The following is a 19461-nucleotide window of genomic DNA, read 5'->3' on the forward strand; positions in this document are numbered from 1 at the left end:
TCTTATATCATCTTTTTTGTATTAGCATAGTATAAAAACTAAAATATTATAAATTTAAATGATAGATTTATTTATAAAGTTTTTTAAAATAAAAGAAAAATAAAGTTAAATAGAGTGGCAAATCCGGTTTTTATTTTTAAAATTATGATACAAAAAAATAAGTTGATAAAATTGAATAAATAATAAATTATAATGGTAATATATATTACTATTATAATATTGGGATATATTAAAGGAAAGTTTAATAGACTTATAGAAGTAATTACTTATGTGGGAAAAATTTAAAAAATTATTTATTTAAATAATTTGGTAGGGGGAAAATAAAATATGAGCAATTCGGAAATTAGAGCATTATCTAGAGATGATTTGAAGGGACACTGGTTAAAGTTTGTACTTTTAACATTAGCTATAATTGTCTTAACAGGAAGTCCAGAGTTTATATTTAAAGGAGCAAATATTTCATTTATTTTTGATATAGCAACATTTGTATTAACAGTTATAACAGGTGTATTTTCGGTAGGATTATACTTAAATTTAGTTAGAAATAAAACATTTGATATGTCAAAAGGAATAAAGGATTTTAATGTTTATTTAAGATATGGAGGGTTTACGTTATTATTAGGTATTATTGTATTTGTAGTAACAATAATATTTATGGGAATAGTTGTTGGAATATCAACGGGAGCATTTCTTGGAGCAATAGTTTATGAAAGTGAAGTTGATTTTTTGATTACTAATATGATAATAGTAGTTCTTATAACTACAGTATTATTATGTTTAATAATGCTTATAATAAATTCAATTTTTTTACCAGCAGAGTATTTAATAATTGATGGATTTACATTAGGAGAAAGTTTATCAAAGTCATTTAGATTAATGAAAGGAAATAAGTGGAGATTTTTAAAATTTCAGTTATCATTTGTAGGATGGATGCTTCTTGGAATTTTAACTTTTGGAATAGGATTACTTTGGGTAATTCCTTATTATAGTACTGCTTCAGCTAATTTCTTCTTAATGGTAAATGGAGAAAAAGAATCAAATGAAAGTTTTATAGAAAATATATAAATAGTCAAAATTTTATAGTTTTAAAAATTAAGGGTATGACTAAAAACATATAGTCATACCTTTAATTTTTTGTTTTTTGTGAAAAAATCTAAAAATACAGAAAATTCACTTTTTACTATTGAAATTTTATCGAAATAAGTAGATAATTGTTATGTGATGTTAAAGAAAAAATGTTGATTTTATCTATAATTAAGTAATTTATGAAATAATTAATTGATAAAAAAATAATAAAAAGATAGTAATTATATTAAAGTGTCAACAATAGGCAATAAAATTGAATGAAATGTAAATGAAAATTTTTACAAAAATTAAATCCGAAAAAATAATAAATTTACATATAATTTTGAATTTCATAGGGTATAATAATGATGTAGAGTGATTACAAACAATTCAATCAAGAGAATATTGTAGATTATTTTAATATAATATCAATATATTAAAAAAATTTAAACAATTTACATTGATAACATTGATAAATTTCAGCAATTTATGTACAATTATAATCGGTCATATAAACGTGGGAAGATTTATTGCCGGTGGGACAAGGTATGCCCCATTTGGTGAATAAGGAGGAGTAATCATGAAAAAGATAGCTATTTTAACTAGTGGTGGAGATGCACCAGGAATGAACGCTGCACTTAGAGCAGTAACTAGAACAGCGATAGCAGCTGGATTAGAAGTAATGGGAGTTCAAAGAGGATACAGTGGATTAATTAACGGAGAATTATTCACTATGGACAGAAGTTCAGTTTCTGACATTATCCAAAGAGGTGGAACAATCTTAAGAACAGCTAGATGTCCAGAATTTAAACAAGAAGAAGTAAGAAAAAAAGCGGTTAAAATCTTAAAGGCATACGGAGTAGATGCATTAGTAGTAATCGGAGGAGATGGATCATTTACAGGAGCTAAGCTTCTTTCAAAATTAGGAATTAAAACAATTGGTCTTCCAGGAACAATTGATAATGATTTAGCTTATACAGATTACACTATAGGATTTGACACAGCATTAAACACAGTATTAGATGCAATCAATAAGATTAGAGATACTTCAACATCTCACGAGAGAGTTTCTATCGTTGAGGTTATGGGAAGAAATTGTGGAGACTTAGCTTTATACGCTGGTTTAGCAGGTGGAGCTGAAGCTATAATAGTTCCAGAAAAAGGATTCGATAAAAACGAATTATGTAAAACTATTCTAGAAGGAAGACAAAGTGGAAAGATGCACAATCTTGTACTTTTAGCTGAAGGAGTAGGTGGAGCTTTTGAATTAGCTAAAGAAGTTGAAGAAGTTACTGGAATGGAAACAAGAGCAACTGTTTTAGGACATATCCAAAGAGGAGGAAGTCCAAGTGCTTTTGATACAATATTAGCTTCAAAAATGGGAGCAAAAGCTGTAGAAGTTCTACAAGAAGGAAAAACTTCAAGAGTTATCGGTATAGTTAATAATAAAATAGTAGATATGGATATCGATGAAGCTTTAGCAATGGAAAGAAAATTTGATGAAGAAACTTATGAAATTGCAGAAATAATTTCAAAATAGTTTTATAAAGTAAATTAATAGTGCTATAAATAAATTTTTATATATAGATTTTGGGTTAATTAAAAAAAGAGGGAGTGTTATTTCTAATGAAAAAGACTAAGATGATTTGTACAATAGGTCCAGCTAGTGAAAATGAAGAAATATTATCACAAATAATTCAAGCTGGAATGAATGCTTCAAGACATAACTTTTCACATGGAGATCATGAAGAGCATGGCGGAAGAATAAGAAAAGTTAAGGAATTAGCTAAGAAATTCAACAAAGAAATCGCTATCGTTTTAGATACAAAAGGACCAGAAATAAGAACTGGAAACTTTGAACCAAGCAAGCTTGAACTACAAAAAGGTTCAGAATTCACTATATATGTTGGTGAAGAAGTAGTTGGAGATGCAACTAAATGTTCAGTAAGCTACGATGGATTAGCTAACGATGTTAAACCAGGAAACACAATCTTAATAGATGATGGTTTAGTTGGATTAGAAGTTAGAAGAGTTGAAGGAAACAAAGTAATCTGTGAAGTTATGAACACTGGATTAGTTGGAAGTCACAAAGGAGTTAACGTTCCTGGTGTATCAATAAAATTACCAGCTTTAACTGAAAAAGATGAAGCAGACTTAAAATTCGGTTGTGAAATCGGAGTAAACATGATAGCTGCATCATTCGTAAGAAAAGTTGAAGACGTAAGAGCTATCAGAAAAGTTTTAGATGAAAATGGTGGAGAAAACATACTTATCTGCCCTAAAATAGAAAACCAAGAAGGCGTTGATAACATAGATTCAATAATAGCTGAATCAGATGCTATCATGGTAGCTAGAGGAGACCTTGGAGTTGAAATTCCAATAGAAAACGTACCAGCAGTACAAAAAATGATCATTCAAAAATGTAACAAAGCTGGAATCCCAGTTGTTACTGCAACTCAAATGTTAGATTCAATGATCAGAAACCCAAGACCAACAAGAGCTGAAGTTTCAGACGTAGCTAACGCTATATTAGATGGAACAGATGCAATCATGTTATCAGGAGAAAGTGCTAACGGAAGTTATCCTGTAGAAGCTGTTAGAACAATGGCTAAAATTGCTGAAGAAACTGAAAAGCAATTACAATACAAAGTTGCAACTTCAACAGCAACTAACCATGTTCCTGCAATAGCTGGAGTAATCAGTAGAGCTGCTTGCAACGCTGCTAATGAATTACAAGCTGCTGCAATAGTTTCATCAACTCAAAGTGGAGCAACTGCTAAGAGATTATCACAATGCAGACCAGAATGTCCAATATTAGCAATCACTCCAGACGAAGTTGTTGCTAAACAATTAGCATTCTCATGGGGAGTATATGCAATGGTTTCAGATAGAATGGAATCAACTGATGAAATGATGGAAAAATCAGTAGAAATAGCTAAAGGAAATGGATTCGTTAAAGCTGGAGATACAGTAGTTATGGCTGCTGGAGTACCAGTTGGAGAAGTTGGAGCTACTAACTTAATGAAAGTAACTGTTGTAAAATAGTTTTTGAGATAAGTTAATTTAAAAAAATAACCTCTAGAAGTGATCTAGAGGTTATTTTTTACTTTAAATATTAATATTTAGAAAAAATATAAAAAAAAATAAGAAAGTATTGTATATTATTTATAATATGTGTTAAAATTATAAGATGTATTTAAAGTAAAGATTATATTGGCAACTGATTCTATTGCACCCTTAGTGGTGCTAATTTTTTTTGAAAAAATGAACAAAAAGTAAAACTTTTAAGTTTTACCTTTATAGTTGTTGTAAATGTTTACTAAAACAAGTATTATAAAATTAGAGATAGCGCTGTCTTGAATTTTTTATACTTTAACTAAAACTTAATAAATGGTACAGAGATTTAGAGAAGAAACCACAATAAGTATATTAATAAAAAATATACTTTTGTGGTATTTTTTATTTTCTGACATCATAGGGGGATGAAGACATGTTAAACTTTTTAAAGCCAGCTCAACCTATAGAAAGGTTGCCAAAAGAAAAAATAGACTCTACATATAAAAGGTATAGAATTCAAGTATTTATAAGTATATATATAGGATATCTAACATATTACTTCGTTAGAAGTAACTTTTCATTGGCAAAAGCCTATTTAGTAGATCAAGGATTTACTAAACTTCAATTAGGATTTGTAGCTTCTGCACTTGGAATAGCATATGGTATTAGTAAATTTGTTATGGGAAATGTTTCAGATAGATCAAATCCAAGATTTTTCTTAGGAATAGGACTTATATTATCAGGTATAGTTAACTTTTTCTTTCCATTTACATCAAGTATAACAGTAATGTTTATATTAATGCTTGCTAATGGTTGGTTCCAAGGAATGGGATGGCCACCTTGCGGAAGAACAATTACTCACTGGTTTTCAGATAAAGAACGTGGTGTTAAAATGTCAATTTGGAATACTGCTCATAATGTTGGAGGAGGACTTATAGCAACAATAGCAGTAATTGGTGTTTCAATTTTTGGTAGTTGGAAAGGTATATTTTATTTACCAGCAATAATCGCAATTATAGTTGGTATTCTTTATATGATATTTGCAAAAGATACTCCTCAATCAGTTGGATTACCACCTATTGAAGAATATAAAAATGATTATCCAGAAGTTCAAGTTGATGATAGAGAAAGAGAATTATCAGCAAAAGAAATACTATTTAAATATGTGTTCAATAATAAATATTTATGGGCAATAGCATTAGCAAATATTTTTGTATATTTAGTTAGATATGGAGTTATAAACTGGGTTCCAACATACTTAGAAGAAGTTAGAAACTTTAGTATGAAAGAATCATCAGTTGCATTTGCACTTTTTGAGTATGCAGCAATACCAGGAACTATATTAATTGGATGGCTTAGTGATAAAGTATTCCATGGAAGAAGAGCACCTCTTGGAGTTTTTTGTATGATAGGTGTATTTATAGGAATATTTATATATTGGAAAAGTTCAAATCCAATAATAATAAATTGTGCGTTAGCTTCAATTGGAGCTTTAATATATGGACCAGTTATGTTAATTGGAGTAAGTGCTTTAGACTTAGTTCCTAAAAAGGCAGCTGGTACAGCAGCAGGATTTACAGGTCTTTTTGGATATATGGGAGGACAAGTTCTGGCAGAAGTTGCTATGGGAGCTGTTGTTGATAAATTTAATTGGAATGGTGGATTTATATTACTTATGGCATCATGTATATTATCAATTGTATTCCTTTCATTTACTTGGAATGTTCATGATAGATCTAAAGCTTAATTAAATGAATATTATCACACTCTATGTAAATAATATAAATTAAGGGAGTGTGATAATTTATGGGTACAACATTAGGATGCTCAGTTCATAGTTGTATAAATAATGAAGGTGGGCTTTGTGGAGCAGAATATATTCTTATTGAAGGAGAAGATGCTTACACATCAAGCCAAACTTATTGTAGCAATTACAAGGAAGAAACAATAATGAATGGATTTAAGGCTTTGGGTAATACTGATTTCATTGGAGAAATAATGCAGATAGTAAGCGATAATAGTGAGATAAAATTTAGTCCTACAGTTGCTTGTCATGCAAAATCATGTTTTTATAATGGTAATGGTAAATGCGAAGCAAGAAATCTAATAATAGTAAAAAACACTGAAAGAAGTGATATATTAACTCAGTGTGAAACGTTTATAGAATCACATTAAATGTATAATTAATTAAAGTATATTACTTTAAATATAAATTTTGGTGATTTATAAAAATTTTTAATTTTAATAATTAATAAAAACAATAAGTGGCAAGAATCATAATATAAAATAAAGAAACATATCATCACAAATAAATTCATGTGAGGTGGATGTATGAAAGATAGTATTTCTTTAGGTTGTTCTTATAATGAAAAGCGAGTTAAAAATTTATTATGCGTAGGAGCTGTTGTTCTTGCTACTTTCAGTGGTATAGCCTTAATTGCATCTGTTGTAAATAAGGGGAAATAGGTATAAAGAACTGTCAAATAGTTATTTGACAGTTCTTTATTTTTTATAGTATATAAAAATTTATTATTAATACAATTTATATTTTAAAAATAGTAACTAATGTAAAAGTATGAGGTATATCAATATTTATACTACTTTTAGATTACTTTATGATATAATAAATCGGTATTACATATTAGGAAAAAGGTGAAACGATATGGTTATAAAAAACAAAGAGTACACTTTAGATATATTATCACAAGGATATGAAGGCGAAGGGGTTGCTAAGATAGATAGCTTTCCTATTTTTATAGAAGGGGCTTTAAAAGGGGAAAAGGTTAGAGCTTTAATTGTTAAAGTTAAGAAAAATTATGCTTATGGAAAACTTTTAGAAGTTATAGAAAAAGCAGAAGGTAGAGTAGAACCAAAATGTAAATCTTTCAAAAAATGTGGTGGATGTAAAATTCAACATATGGATTATAAAACTCAACTTAATTTTAAACATGAAAGAGTAAAAGATTGTATAAAGAAAATCGGTGGACTTAACGAAGAAATAGTAAATTATCCTATTGGTATGAATGAAAATCCATATAATTATCGAAATAAAGTTCAATTACCTGTAGGAATGGTTAATGGAAAGATATCAATTGGATTTTATGCACCAAGAAGTCATGACATTATAGATATTGATACTTGTCTTATTCAAGAAGATGATGCAGATAAAATAGTTAAGATATTTAGAGAGTGGATAGAAGAAAATAATATAAAACCAGCTTTTATTAATGGTAAATTTAATAAGGATGGTTTCTTAAGACATATAATGATAAGAAAAGGCTTTAAAACTGGAGAAGTAATGGTTGTTTTAGTAGCAACTAGAAAAGAATTAAAAAATATAAATGAATTAATTCAGAAATTAGAGTTTAAAATAGAAGGATTAAAGAGTGTTGTGCTTAATGTAAATCCAAAGGATACAAATGTAATACTTACTCCTGAGTGTTATACATTATGGGGTGAAGATTATATTACTGATTATATTGGAGACTTTAAGTTTAATATATCACCATTGTCATTTTTTCAAGTTAATCCTACTCAAACAGAAATTCTTTATGGAAAAGCACTTGAGTACGCAAACTTAACAGGAGATGAAATAGTCTTTGATGCTTATTGTGGAACAGGAACAATAACACTGTTCTTATCAAAAAAAGCAAAAAAGGTTTATGGGGTTGAAATAATTGAACCAGCAATAATAAATGCTAAAGAGAATGCTAGAAAAAATAATGTAGATAATGCAGAATTTTTTGTTGGTAAATCAGAAGAAGTAATTCCAAAGTTTATAGAAGATGGAGTTAAAGCTGATGTTATAGTTGTTGATCCGCCAAGAAAGGGTTGTGACATTAAGCTTCTTAAAGCAATAGGAGAAGCTAAGCCAAAGAGAGTTGTATATGTATCATGTGATCCAAGTACTTTAGCTAGAGATTTAAAAGAACTTGAAGGATTAGGATATAAAACCGAGGTAGTACAGCCGGTAGACATGTTTCCTCAAACAGCACATATAGAAAATGTTGCGAGATTAGTTAGAAATGATGAGATTAGATAAATTTTTAGCTCAAGCATCTATTGGTAAACGGAAAGAAGTTAGAATTTATATTAAAGAAGGTAAAGTAAGAGTTAATGGGCAAATAGTAAGGATACCTGCAATAGAAATAGATGAAAAAAGAGATAGAATAGAATATATAAATGAAATAGTAAAATATTCAGAAAAAGTATATTATATGTTTAATAAACCAGCTGGATATATAACTGCAAATAAAGATAAAGATCATAAAACTGTATTTGATTTTTTTAATGAAGAAGATAAAAAAGGTATATTTCATGTTGGCAGGTTAGATAAAGATACAGAAGGATTATTATTCTTTACTAATGATGGTGAATTTGAACATAAATTAATGTATCCTGAAAAACATGTATGTAAAACATATTTTTTTTGGGCATTGGGTTCTTTAACTAATGAGGATATAAAGTGCCTAGAAGAAGGAGTTTATATAATAAATGGCAAAATTTTAACTAAACCTGCTAAAGTAAAAATTAATAGTAGTGGGCTATTTGAAAACTTTAAAGAAGAGTTTAGTAAATTAAAATTAGATTTAAAAAATTATAATAAAGAAGTTGTTTCAGGTTATATTACTATTTCTGAAGGACGTAAGCATCAAGTTAAGCGTATGCTAAAAGCTGTTGGATGTAATATTATATATTTAAGAAGAACTTGTATTGGAGATGTTAAACTAGATGATTCTTTAAACCTAGGAGAATATAGAAATTTAAAAGATAATGAGCTGAATAGCTTATTTAATATTTAAGATAATATTATTTATATAAAGTCAGTAAAAACTTTTTTGTTTTTACTGGCTTTTAATTTACTTAAAATTATTAAAATATATATTGGAAAAATATGAAATTTTATTTAAAATTTTATATAGAGTATAATTTGATAATTTCGATAAAATTATCATTTAATTATCAATAGTAGAAAATTGGAGATGGTTTTGATGAATATTGGCAAAGGTTTAGAAATGCTTGGAATAAATAAAGTGGAAATAATAAGTAGATTTGGTGGTAATATTGGATTAGTAGAAAGGTTTATAAAAGCATTTCTAAATGATAATACTTATTTTGAGTTAAAAGAAGCAGTTTATAATTTAGATTACAAAGAAATTGAAATAAAAGCACATACTTTGAAGGGAATATCATTAAATCTTAGTTTAAATAAGTTATTTTTATTGTGTACAAAACTTGTAAAAGAAATTAGGGAAGAGAAATACAATAATATAGATAAACTTTTTTTAGATATAAAATATGAGTATGAGCGAGTTCGTGAGATTATATCAAACTTAAATTAATTTGTTAAATTATTAAATTTTAGTAATTTAAATTATAGATATGTTAATATATAGTAGGATTGGTTTGTTAAGTTAATTAATTAACTATAAAAGAAAATGTTTAAAATATACTGGAGGAAAAATTTATGAAAGAGAATAAACATATTGATGAAAATTTTAGAAATTATGATGAAATGAATAAAGATTCTAAAAGTAAATATGATTATTCCAATGTACTTTATGAAAAAGTAATCGATAAACATATAGATTCTAATAATAAAATTAATATAGATAAAAGAAATAAGCATGAATTATGTCTAGAATTGAAAAATAACATAGATTTATTAGTAGAATTTAATGACAGAATTAAAATTGAGAAAATAGTAAATGATGCATTAAAAGTAAAAAATAATAATTTGAAACATGCTTTTCTTATATTAGATATTGATAATTTTAAAAAAATAAATAGAAAGTATGGTCGAATATTTGGAGATAAAATATTAAAAAAAGTTGCATTGGAACTTAATTGTTTAGTTCGGGTTGATGATGTGATAGTAAGAAGTGGTGGAGATGAATTTATAATATTTATTAAAAATATTTTAAATAATGAAGATATATTAAAAAGGGCAAATGAAATATGTAAAAATATTAATTTAATATTTTTTAATGATTTTCCAAATCTTCATATATCATGTTCCTGTGGAATTTCTATTGCTCCGGATTGTGGAAAAGATTTTTTTGAACTTTATGATTTAGCATATTTTGCTCTTTCAGAAGCAAAGCAATCAGGAAAAAATTGTTCAAAGATTTATGGAGAAAATGAAGAAGAGGTTAAAAATAATAATACTAAAGTAATTACTAAAAAAAATAAAATTTTAGTAGCAGATGATATAGATATAAATAGAAAAATATTAAAAAGTATTTTTTCAGATGAATATGATGTAATAGAGGCTGAAAATGGACAAGTTGCATTAGATATATTAAAGGAGAAGCAGTCAGAGATTTTAGCAGTGATACTTGATATAATAATGCCTATTAAAAATGGGTTTGAAGTTATGAATGAAATGAAAAAAGATAATTTGATTGCTGATATACCCGTTATTGTTGTTACTATGATTGATGAAATAGAAAATGAAGTTAAAGCATTGGAAATGGGAGCAGTAGATTTAATAGTTAAGCCATATAACTCAAAGGTTATTAAAGAACGTATAAGGAATGTTATAAGTAGAAAAGAGATTAATCAAATACAGTATCAAAATCAAGTATTAAAAAAGCAAAATGAAACTGCTGAGAGATATCGTATTATTGTTGAACAAACAGGAGCTATAGTATATGAATGGAATCCAATAGATAGAACTTTTTATAGTTCAGAAGGAATAAAGGAATTTTTAATAAGTAAAACAAAACCAGAATTATTATTTATAGATAAGGGGAGTTTAGGATATTTTCATCCTAATGATTATGAAAAAGTTTTCAAGGTTTATTGTGAAGACATTTTAAATGGTGATGGTAAAACAAAAATTACTGTAAGATTAAAAAAATTTGATAGTTCATTTGTATGGTGTGAGGTTACTGTTAATTGTATACGGGACAGCTATGGAAATATACAACGTATAATAGGAACAATAACTGATGTTGATGAAAAGATTAAGGCTGAACAAAAACTTGTATATATGGCTAAATATGATGAATTAACAGGCATTTATGATAAAGATGAATTTTATAGAAAAACCGTAGAAATGATTGATAGAAATAAAAATACTCCATATGCAATGATTGTTATGAATATATCCAGGTTTAAGGTTTTAAATGATATATTTGGATTAAAAGCTGGAGATAGGCTGTTATGTTTTATAGCAAATTATATGAAAAATAATTTTAAGTCAAATATAACATTTGGGCGTTTACAATCAGATAATTTTGCAATTTGTGCACCTGCAAATAAGAAGAATATAATTTCATTAATAGAAGATATAGAAAAAAATATAGCTAAGTATCCGTTAGATTTTAATATTATTGTTAACTTTGGTGTTTATTTAATAGAGAAATATGATGAATGTGTAAGCCTAATGTGTGATAAAGCAAGTATTGCACTTGCAACTATTAAAGGTAATTATGTAAACAGGTATGAGTTTTATGATGGTAATATGCGTAAAGATTTAATGAAACAACAAGAATTAATAAATGATATGAAATTAGCAATGCAAAATGGAGAATTTAATATACATATACAACCGCAAGTTGAATATAAAACAGGAAAGATAGTTTCAGGTGAAGCATTAGTACGATGGAATCATAAGGTAAAAGGGGTAATATCACCGTATTTGTTTATAAGCTTATTTGAGGAAAATGGATTTATTACAAAACTAGATAAGTATATATGGGAACTTACTTGTAAAACAATTAGAAGATGGATGGATGAAGGTAAAGAAGTAGTTCCTATATCAGTTAATGTATCTAGAGTAGATATGTATGATTATACTTTAAATGAGTATTTGAATAATCTTGTTAAGAAATATAAATTACCTAGTGGAATACTAAAACTAGAAATTACAGAAACTGCGTACATGGAAAATTCTAAGCAACTTATAGATATAGTAAATGAATTAAGAAAAAGTGGATTTAAAGTACTTATAGATGATTTTGGAAGTGGATACTCCTCATTAAATATGTTAAAAGAAGTTCATGTAGATAGTTTAAAATTAGATCGTAGTTTTGTTCAAGATTCAAATATAAATAAAAATAGTGAATGCATATTAACTGCTGTAATTTATATGGCAAAGTCATTAAACTTACCTATAATTGCAGAAGGTGTTGAGACTAAAGAACAAGCAGATTTTTTAGGAGAATTAGGCTGTGAAATAATACAAGGATACTATTATTCTAAACCACTTTCAGTAGAGGATTTTGAAAACTTAATAAATAACAAAAGAGAATTTAGGGGAGAATAAATATATGTACGAAAGACGAGAGGGGTATGAAAAGCGAGTAAAAAAAATAACTGTTATAAGTAATTTTATAATAATGTTTTTATTAGTAGTATTTTTTATATTTTTTATTAGATCAGTAAATAGCTTAAAAAGGCAAATAAATGATATATTTAAACATCCTTTCAGTGTATCTTCTAAAGTTAACAGTATAAGTAGTGATTTAAATAATATGGGAATAAAAGTATCAAAGTTAGGAGTATATGATAGTAAAGCAAATGTAGAAAATATAAACGATATTATAAATAATAATAAGATCCATATTAATAAGAATCTTAAATATATAGAAGAAAATTATTTAGGACCATATAGAGATTATAAAGAACTGTATGATAGCGTTATGCTTATTGAAAATAAGTTTGACATGATAATAAATAATGCAACAACAAATGGGGAAAAGTGGGTTGATAAAATTATAAAAGATGATATAACGCCCTTAAATACTCAATACAATAGTAAAAGTTATAAGATAATACAACATGCTGAAAAAAAATGTGATGATTTAAATAACTATTATAAAAATATATCAAATATTTTATTTATTGGCTTAATAATAATTGCAGTTTCAATTTTAGCTGTTTCTTTAATTTTTAGTAATATAGTAAAGAGAATGAATAAAAAAGTTTATGATGGGTATGAAATTTTAAATGTTCTTTCAGAAACTTTAGATGCAGTATTTATAGTGTTTAATTTAAGAGATAATCAAGAAGAATATATTAGTTCAAATGCTTTAAGAATACTTGGTATAAGCAATAATGATTTAGAAAAAGATAAGTTTATTTTAATTAATTCAATTCATATAGATGATAGGGAAGAAATTAGTAAGCTTCTTGAGTTTAGAATAGAAGAAAAGAATTTAGAAAAAGAATTTAGATTTTATAAAAATAATTCTTTAGAACCTATATGGATTAAGATGAGTATATTTCCGGTTAAGGAGAACTATGATTGCAAAGATAATATATTAAAATATATAGTTACATTTAGTGATCAAACAGAGGAGAAGAAAAAACAACAAGCACTTAGTGATGCACTTAGAGTTGCTCAAAATGCAAATAGAGCAAAAGGAGATTTTTTGGCTAATATGAGTCATGAAATAAGGACACCTATGAATGGGATAATAGGAATGACAACAATAGCTGAATCTAATATATATGATAAAGATAAAGTAAAGAGATGTTTAAGTAGTATATCTGTTTCATCAAATCATTTAATGATGCTTATTAATGATATTCTTGATATGGCTAAAATAGATAATGGAAAAATGTATATAACTAATGAATTATTTGATTTTAATGAAATGATAAGTGATATAAATTCTATTATTTATCAGCAAGCTACTGAAAAAAATTTAAATTACAATTTAATAATGACAAATATACTTTATGAAAAAGTCATAGGTGATTTTATGAGAACAAAACAAATACTCATAAATATTCTATCAAATGCAGTTAAGTATACTCCAGGAGGAGGAAATATAACAATGGAAATAAGCCAGCTTCAATATGCTGATAAAGTGAAAGTGAAGTTCAGTATAAGTGATACTGGAGTTGGAATGAGTAATGAATTCTTAAAAAAATTATTTAAACCATTTGAAAGAGGAACTAATATAAATAGTAAGAATATAGAAGGTACTGGACTTGGACTAGCCATTACAAAAAATCTTATAGCTTTATTAAATGGAACTATTAGAGTTCATAGTGTTTTGAATGAAGGTTCTAAATTTATAGTTGAATTACCTTTTGATCTTTGTATAGAACATAAAGCATCAATGGAAAACTCGAAAAATAACAAGTTGGAAATATTTAATGATAAAAAAATAAAATTTTTATTAAAAGGAAAAAGGTTTCTTGTAGTAGAGGATAATGATTTAAATGCAGAGATTACAGTTGCATTTCTTGAGCAAGCATCAGCTTGTGTAGAAATTGCTAAAAATGGTAGAGAGGCGTTAAATAAGTTTATAAATTCAAAAGATAATTATTATGATTGTATATTAATGGATATACAAATGCCTCTAATGAATGGATATGATACAACTAGAGCAATAAGAAATTCGGCTCATAAATGTTCAAAGAAAATACCAATAATAGCTATGACAGCAGATGCATTTAAAGAAGATATAACAATGGCATTAGAATCAGGAATGGATGGACATATTTCTAAACCTATAGAAGTAAGTGTGATTTATAATACTTTAAACAAAATATTTATTAATAAAAAGGATGGGTACAGTTAATTATAAATATATTAATTTAAAAAGTATTTTTTTATAGGTAGGATTATATAAATATTAAAGTTGTTGGGCTTTTGTATATCCTATTTACCAAGTAAAAGGTAGGGAAATATATATGAGTATTAAAGGTTTAATTAAAGAAAAAAAAGGTATAGCTATATATACTTTAGGTGTATACATAATTATAAGTTTTATATATTATTTAATAGTTCTTAATATGCAAATGGATATTAATGGAGTAGATTCAATTAAGTTAATAAAGGAAAAAAGAATAGAAGGGTTAATTTTAACTATTTATAATAATTCTTTATGTATTTTACATAATAAAAGACCAGTTTTTATATATTTATTTGGACTTTCAATTGTATTTGCTACACTTATTATCAATAATAAAGTATCAAGAAAAAGATTAGAGTATTTAGCTTATTATGATTACATGACAGGTATTTTAAATAGAAGAGCTGGACTTGAACAAGTTAAAAGAATTTATAAAAATATGAAAAAGAATGAAAGTATAAGTATATGCTTTGTTGATATAAATAATTTAAAAGAAGTTAATGATAATTTGGGGCATGAAATTGGAGATGAATTAATATTAACGGTTACAGATATAATTAAAAAAAATATAAGTAAAAAAGACTTTATAATAAGAATCGGTGGAGACGAATTTCTAATAATTTTTGATAATTTAAATATTAAAGAAACAGATGAAATTTGGGAGAATATTATAGAGGATGTAAGAAAAATAAATAATAATGAAAAAAGAAATTATGTTATAAGTTTAAGTCATGGAATTGAAATATTACTTTTTAGTAATAATAAAAATGATGAAATGATAGGTTACATAATAAATTTAGCAGATAAAAAAATGTATAGAGAAAAGGAAAAAATAAAAAAAGATTTAAAAACAATAAGAAAATTAGAAAATATAGTTCTTTAATAAGTTAAAAAAACATTAAAATTTGATATGTGAAATAAAATTCACACTAATTACAAATTCAATTTGTTATAATAGAATATGTTAAATAAAAACAAATATTAATATTATTTCGAAAGGGTGAAAGATTATGGCTAATAATAAGAAAAAAGTGTGTGCAGGAAGTATAGTATTATATGTAATTGCAGTACTTGTAGTTTTTTATATGATTTGGACATTAGTTAACTGTCATGAATACATTCAAACAATGATAGCACAAGGTGGATTAACATTTAGTGGAAATGAATTTAACGTTATAAATTACTATATGGCAAATTGTGCTCAATATGGATTCTTTGCAATTGTTTTATTTGTATTAGGAATTATGTTACAAAAGTTAAGTAATATGCAATTAAATTTAACTAAAAGCAGATTAAATGATGATGTTATAGTTGAAGAAGTTGTATCAGTAGAAGATTCAGAAGTTAAATAGTAAATTTAATCTAAAATATAGAACTTGTAATAAGGCTTAAAAATTTATTAAAATTTTTTAAGTCTTATTTTTATATAAAATTCGTAATTTATAGATAATAATTTATAGTTAAAATAAATAGTTTATTGACTTAGAGTTTACTCTAAGTTGTAAGCTATTTATATAGAGAAAATAATAATTAGATTAAAAGGAGGAGCAACAATTGAAATATAGCATATCAGAAGTAGCTAAAATTACAGGACTTACAACACATACACTTAGATATTATGAAAAAGAAGGGCTTTTACCTTTTGTAGATAGATCATCATCAGGTATTAGAGAATTTAAAGAGAGTGACTTAGAATGGTTATCAGTAATTACATGTTTAAAAAATAGTGGAATGTCAGTTAAAAGAATAAAAGGATTTATTGATTTGTGTATTGAAGGTGATAATTCATTAGAAGAAAGATTAAAGATTTTTATAGAACATAAAAAGGTAGTTGAAGAAAAGATGAATGAGTTACAAAAATATATGGAGAAAATAGATCATAAGATTTGGTATTATACAACAGCCGTAGAAGCTGGAACGGAAAAAATTCATAAAAATGAATGTTGTAATATATGAATAGTAAAGGGCGAAAAAAGTAATTTATAAATTTTAAATATAGAAGGGAGAATATTAAATGAGTTTTAATTATTTTATGCCAACACGTATTTTATTTGGGAAAGGTAAGTTAAATGAACTTCATAAGCAACAATTACCAGGGAAAAAAGCACTTATTGTTACAACAGCAGGAAAGTCTGTTGAAAAGTATGGTTATTTAGATCGTTTGAAAGAACAACTTGATATGGCAAATATTAAATATGTAATATTTAATAAGATAATGCCAAATCCAATAGTGCAACATGTTAGAGAAGGAGCAAAAATTGCAAGAGATAATAATTGTGATTTTGTTATAGGGCTTGGTGGAGGAAGTAGTATTGATTCTGCAAAATCAATTGCTGTTATGGCTACAAATGAAGGTGATTATTGGGATTATATATCAGGCGGAACAGGTAAAGGAAGAGAAGTATTAAATGATCCTTTAAAAATAGTTGCAATTACAACAACAGCTGGAACCGGAACTGAAGCTGATCCGTGGACTGTTATAACTAATGGTAATGAAAAAATTGGATTTGGATATGATAAAACTTTCCCTGTATTATCAGTAGTTGATCCAGAACTTATGATGACTGTACCAAGTCATCTTACTGCTTATCAAGGATTTGATGCATTATTTCACAGCACAGAGGGATATATAAATAGAACTGCAAATGAGATGAGTGATTTGTTTGCACTTAAAGCTATTTCACTAATAGGAAAGAGTTTATCTAAGGCTGTAAATTGTGGTTCAAATGAAGAGGCAAGGGGAGAGATTGCGTTAGCAAATACTTTATCTGGAATAGTTGAGTCAACATCAGGATGTACATCAGAACATTCTATTGAACATGCACTTAGTGCATATCATCCAGAACTTCCACATGGGGCTGGCCTTATAATGATTAGTTTGGCATATTATAGGTTTATTGCTAATTCAAATTGTTGTAATAAACGTATGATTGAAATGGCAAAGGCTCTTGGAAAGCATGATGCTAAAGAAGCAATGGATTTTGTAAAAGTTTTAGAGAAACTTCAAGAAGAGTGTAATGTGGCATCACTTAAGATGTCTGACTATGGAATTAAAGAATATGAAATAGAAGATATAGCAGTAAATGCTAGAGAAACCATGGGCGGATTATTTGAAGTTGATCCATGTGAAATTAATCATAATTCTGTAGTTAATATATTAAAAGAATCTTATAGATAAAATTATAATTGTGTTATATATGAGTAATATTAGACTTATTAATATATAACTTTTTTATTTAAAAGTCTAATATATATAAATTTAAAAATATAGAAAGAAAATTAAATAATTAAGGAGCCATATAAAAAATGGCTCCTATTTTTATAAAATTTAAATTTTACAGCTATCTATAAATTTTTTAAATAAATTAAGCATATATTCATCATTAATAGCTAACATTTCAGGGTGCCATTGTACGCCAACAACAAAGGATTTGTTAGTCATTTCTATAGATTCAATGACTTCGTCTGGAGCAAATGCAGTTACTTTAAGATTATTACCGAGCTTATTAATGCATTGATGGTGACCACTATTAACTAAATATTCTGTACCTAATAAAGAGTTAATTAAACTATTATCAACGGTTTTTATTATATGAGTTTTTTCACCTAAATAACTTTGTTGATTATGCTTAATATGATTTTTCTTGAAGTAAGATATATCTTGATATAATGTACCAGAACAAACTACATTTAGTAATTGCATTCCTCTACATATGCATAATATAGGTTTATTGAGATTAAGAGCTTCTTTTAATAAATTAATCTGATACCAATCCATTAAATTATTTGATTTATTTAAAAGTGGTTTTGGATTTTCATTATAACAAAGAGGATTTATATCATCTCCACCGGGAAGTAGTATTCCATTACAAATATTTAGTTGTTCTTTTATTATATTTAAATCATTTATAATTGGAAGACATACTGGTACTCCAAATGCTTTTGCAATTGATTTAGAATAGTTGTTATTGTTGTAATCATAATTATCGCCAATAAAATAAGTTCTTTGATCAATTGATAAAGTGCTAGCTATTCCTATTAAAGGTTTTTTCATAATAATCACCCCGAAAATAAAATAGAACAAGAACTTTTATAATATTATATTCTTTATAATTAGAAGTTGATAAACGAAGTTATATATAGTTTGTAACAATAAGAAAATAATATTATAGTAAATTTGACATAATATAATATTTTGTTTCATAAATTAAATTATAAATATAGTTATCTTTCAAAACTGTAATTTTATTAAAAGGTAAATCAATATTTGATTTTAAAAGTTAAAGATATAATTATAAATGTAGTTCATAAGAATTAATAAATAACTACATGAATAATTAAAATATAAATTTAAGTTTAAATATAAAAATAAAGTTTGATGGGAGAGATATTTTTATGAAAAAATTTTTTGAAATAGTTAAGGCAGTAACATTAGTAACATTTGTAGGATATGATGAAGAGGATTTAAAATAATAAGTTAAATTTATACTAGTTTTAATGAGGTGCTACTAATTTTAAGAATTATATTGTATAATTTTTATACTTATATATAATGGCAGGTGTTTATAAATGAATAAAAACGTAGAGATGATGAAAAAAATTATTGAAGAGAAGAAAAACAAAGGTAGAAATACTAAAAATGATAGAAAAGCTGAAAAGACTATTGGTTATGCTAAAAAAGGCAGAAAAAGCGGAAATGGTGGAGGCTTATTTGATAAATAATAAAACAAAAAAGTTCCTATAT

17 protein-coding genes are annotated in these 19461 nt (G+C 26.3%); 16 read left to right on the top strand and 1 reads right to left on the bottom strand.

What is annotated here, in order from left to right; translation table 11 throughout:
- Positions 1–327 precede the first annotated feature (327 nt).
- The 15 genes from O212_RS0104325 (at position 328) to O212_RS0104395 (ending at position 17895) form a co-directional block, all read left to right on the top strand.
- Entirely contained in the window at positions 328–1065 is a 738-nt protein-coding gene (locus tag O212_RS0104325) for a DUF975 family protein (protein WP_024613921.1), read from the top strand.
- A 580-nt stretch (positions 1066–1645) separates the two neighbouring features.
- The gene (gene pfkA / locus O212_RS0104330) at positions 1646–2605 is read left to right on the top strand and encodes a 6-phosphofructokinase (RefSeq protein WP_024613922.1); all 960 of its coding nucleotides are present in this window, start codon (positions 1646–1648) and stop codon (positions 2603–2605) included.
- An 86-nt stretch (positions 2606–2691) separates the two neighbouring features.
- Positions 2692–4110 (top strand): pyruvate kinase, encoded by a 1419-nt coding sequence (gene pyk / locus O212_RS0104335; protein ID WP_024613923.1) that lies wholly within the window; start codon positions 2692–2694, stop codon positions 4108–4110.
- A gap of 445 nt (positions 4111–4555) precedes the next feature.
- Positions 4556–5869 (top strand): glycerol-3-phosphate transporter, encoded by a 1314-nt coding sequence (glpT, locus tag O212_RS0104340; RefSeq protein WP_029699172.1) that lies wholly within the window; start codon positions 4556–4558, stop codon positions 5867–5869.
- Positions 5870–5928: 59 nt separating this feature from the next.
- Positions 5929–6297 (top strand): DUF1540 domain-containing protein, encoded by a 369-nt coding sequence (locus O212_RS0104345; RefSeq protein ID WP_024613924.1) that lies wholly within the window; start codon positions 5929–5931, stop codon positions 6295–6297.
- Positions 6298–6453: 156 nt separating this feature from the next.
- Positions 6454–6588 carry a hypothetical protein gene (locus O212_RS17010; protein ID WP_278244686.1) on the top strand — a complete coding sequence of 45 codons (135 nt, stop codon included), beginning with the start codon at positions 6454–6456 and terminating at the stop codon, positions 6586–6588.
- A gap of 196 nt (positions 6589–6784) precedes the next feature.
- Positions 6785–8164, top strand: coding sequence for a 23S rRNA (uracil(1939)-C(5))-methyltransferase RlmD (gene rlmD / locus O212_RS0104355; RefSeq protein ID WP_024613925.1), 1380 nt, complete (start codon positions 6785–6787; stop codon positions 8162–8164).
- The gene (locus O212_RS0104360) at positions 8151–8924 is read left to right on the top strand and encodes a pseudouridine synthase (protein WP_024613926.1); all 774 of its coding nucleotides are present in this window, start codon (positions 8151–8153) and stop codon (positions 8922–8924) included. The genes rlmD and O212_RS0104360 overlap by 14 nt, the downstream gene beginning before the upstream one ends.
- A gap of 189 nt (positions 8925–9113) precedes the next feature.
- Positions 9114–9464 carry a hypothetical protein gene (locus tag O212_RS0104365; RefSeq protein ID WP_024613927.1) on the top strand — a complete coding sequence of 117 codons (351 nt, stop codon included), beginning with the start codon at positions 9114–9116 and terminating at the stop codon, positions 9462–9464.
- A 125-nt stretch (positions 9465–9589) separates the two neighbouring features.
- Entirely contained in the window at positions 9590–12394 is a 2805-nt protein-coding gene (locus O212_RS16160; protein WP_024613928.1) for an EAL domain-containing protein, read from the top strand.
- 4 nt (positions 12395–12398) lie between these two features.
- The gene (locus tag O212_RS0104375; RefSeq protein ID WP_024613929.1) at positions 12399–14663 is read left to right on the top strand and encodes an ATP-binding protein; all 2265 of its coding nucleotides are present in this window, start codon (positions 12399–12401) and stop codon (positions 14661–14663) included.
- Between the two features lie 112 nt (positions 14664–14775).
- Positions 14776–15600: a GGDEF domain-containing protein gene (locus O212_RS0104380; protein WP_024613930.1), complete on the top strand. Its 825-nt coding sequence runs from the start codon at positions 14776–14778 to the stop codon at positions 15598–15600.
- Positions 15601–15727: 127 nt separating this feature from the next.
- The gene (locus tag O212_RS16165; RefSeq protein ID WP_024613931.1) at positions 15728–16069 is read left to right on the top strand and encodes a hypothetical protein; all 342 of its coding nucleotides are present in this window, start codon (positions 15728–15730) and stop codon (positions 16067–16069) included.
- Positions 16070–16271: 202 nt separating this feature from the next.
- A complete protein-coding gene (locus O212_RS0104390; protein WP_024613932.1) occupies positions 16272–16673 on the top strand; it encodes a MerR family transcriptional regulator in 402 nt (133 codons plus the stop codon).
- 58 nt (positions 16674–16731) lie between these two features.
- Positions 16732–17895, top strand: coding sequence for an iron-containing alcohol dehydrogenase (locus O212_RS0104395; RefSeq protein ID WP_024613933.1), 1164 nt, complete (start codon positions 16732–16734; stop codon positions 17893–17895).
- A 150-nt stretch (positions 17896–18045) separates the two neighbouring features.
- On the opposite strand, the gene O212_RS0104400 is transcribed toward O212_RS0104395, so the two are convergent.
- Positions 18046–18771: a gamma-glutamyl-gamma-aminobutyrate hydrolase family protein gene (locus O212_RS0104400; RefSeq protein WP_035279120.1), complete on the bottom strand. Its 726-nt coding sequence runs from the start codon at positions 18769–18771 to the stop codon at positions 18046–18048.
- Positions 18772–19286: 515 nt separating this feature from the next.
- Between O212_RS0104400 and O212_RS16825 the strand changes: the two genes are divergently transcribed.
- Complete coding sequence (locus O212_RS16825; protein WP_173391478.1) at positions 19287–19439, top strand: hypothetical protein; 153 nt, start codon at positions 19287–19289, stop codon at positions 19437–19439.
- Positions 19440–19461: the final 22 nt, after the last annotated feature.

This window comes from Clostridium sp. Ade.TY, from assembly GCF_000498355.1.
Taxonomy (GTDB): Bacteria; Bacillota; Clostridia; order Clostridiales; family Clostridiaceae; genus Clostridium.

What these genes read in the sequence shown, in the direction of transcription:
- rlmD (WP_024613925.1), top strand. Translation starts at nt 6,785, where the DNA reads ATGGTTATAAAAAACAAAGAGTACACTTTAGATATATTATCACAAGGA.
- O212_RS0104360 (WP_024613926.1), top strand. Translation starts at nt 8,151, where the DNA reads ATGAGATTAGATAAATTTTTAGCTCAAGCATCTATTGGTAAACGGAAA.
- O212_RS0104400 (WP_035279120.1), bottom strand. Translation starts at nt 18,771, where the DNA reads ATGAAAAAACCTTTAATAGGAATAGCTAGCACTTTATCAATTGATCAA.
- pfkA (WP_024613922.1), top strand. Translation starts at nt 1,646, where the DNA reads ATGAAAAAGATAGCTATTTTAACTAGTGGTGGAGATGCACCAGGAATG.
- O212_RS16165 (WP_024613931.1), top strand. Translation starts at nt 15,728, where the DNA reads ATGGCTAATAATAAGAAAAAAGTGTGTGCAGGAAGTATAGTATTATAT.
- O212_RS0104380 (WP_024613930.1), top strand. Translation starts at nt 14,776, where the DNA reads ATGAGTATTAAAGGTTTAATTAAAGAAAAAAAAGGTATAGCTATATAT.
- pyk (WP_024613923.1), top strand. Translation starts at nt 2,692, where the DNA reads ATGAAAAAGACTAAGATGATTTGTACAATAGGTCCAGCTAGTGAAAAT.
- O212_RS0104345 (WP_024613924.1), top strand. Translation starts at nt 5,929, where the DNA reads ATGGGTACAACATTAGGATGCTCAGTTCATAGTTGTATAAATAATGAA.
- glpT (WP_029699172.1), top strand. Translation starts at nt 4,556, where the DNA reads ATGTTAAACTTTTTAAAGCCAGCTCAACCTATAGAAAGGTTGCCAAAA.
- O212_RS0104395 (WP_024613933.1), top strand. Translation starts at nt 16,732, where the DNA reads ATGAGTTTTAATTATTTTATGCCAACACGTATTTTATTTGGGAAAGGT.
- O212_RS16160 (WP_024613928.1), top strand. Translation starts at nt 9,590, where the DNA reads ATGAAAGAGAATAAACATATTGATGAAAATTTTAGAAATTATGATGAA.
- O212_RS16825 (WP_173391478.1), top strand. Translation starts at nt 19,287, where the DNA reads ATGAATAAAAACGTAGAGATGATGAAAAAAATTATTGAAGAGAAGAAA.
- O212_RS0104365 (WP_024613927.1), top strand. Translation starts at nt 9,114, where the DNA reads ATGAATATTGGCAAAGGTTTAGAAATGCTTGGAATAAATAAAGTGGAA.
- O212_RS0104325 (WP_024613921.1), top strand. Translation starts at nt 328, where the DNA reads ATGAGCAATTCGGAAATTAGAGCATTATCTAGAGATGATTTGAAGGGA.
- O212_RS0104375 (WP_024613929.1), top strand. Translation starts at nt 12,399, where the DNA reads ATGTACGAAAGACGAGAGGGGTATGAAAAGCGAGTAAAAAAAATAACT.
- O212_RS17010 (WP_278244686.1), top strand. Translation starts at nt 6,454, where the DNA reads ATGAAAGATAGTATTTCTTTAGGTTGTTCTTATAATGAAAAGCGAGTT.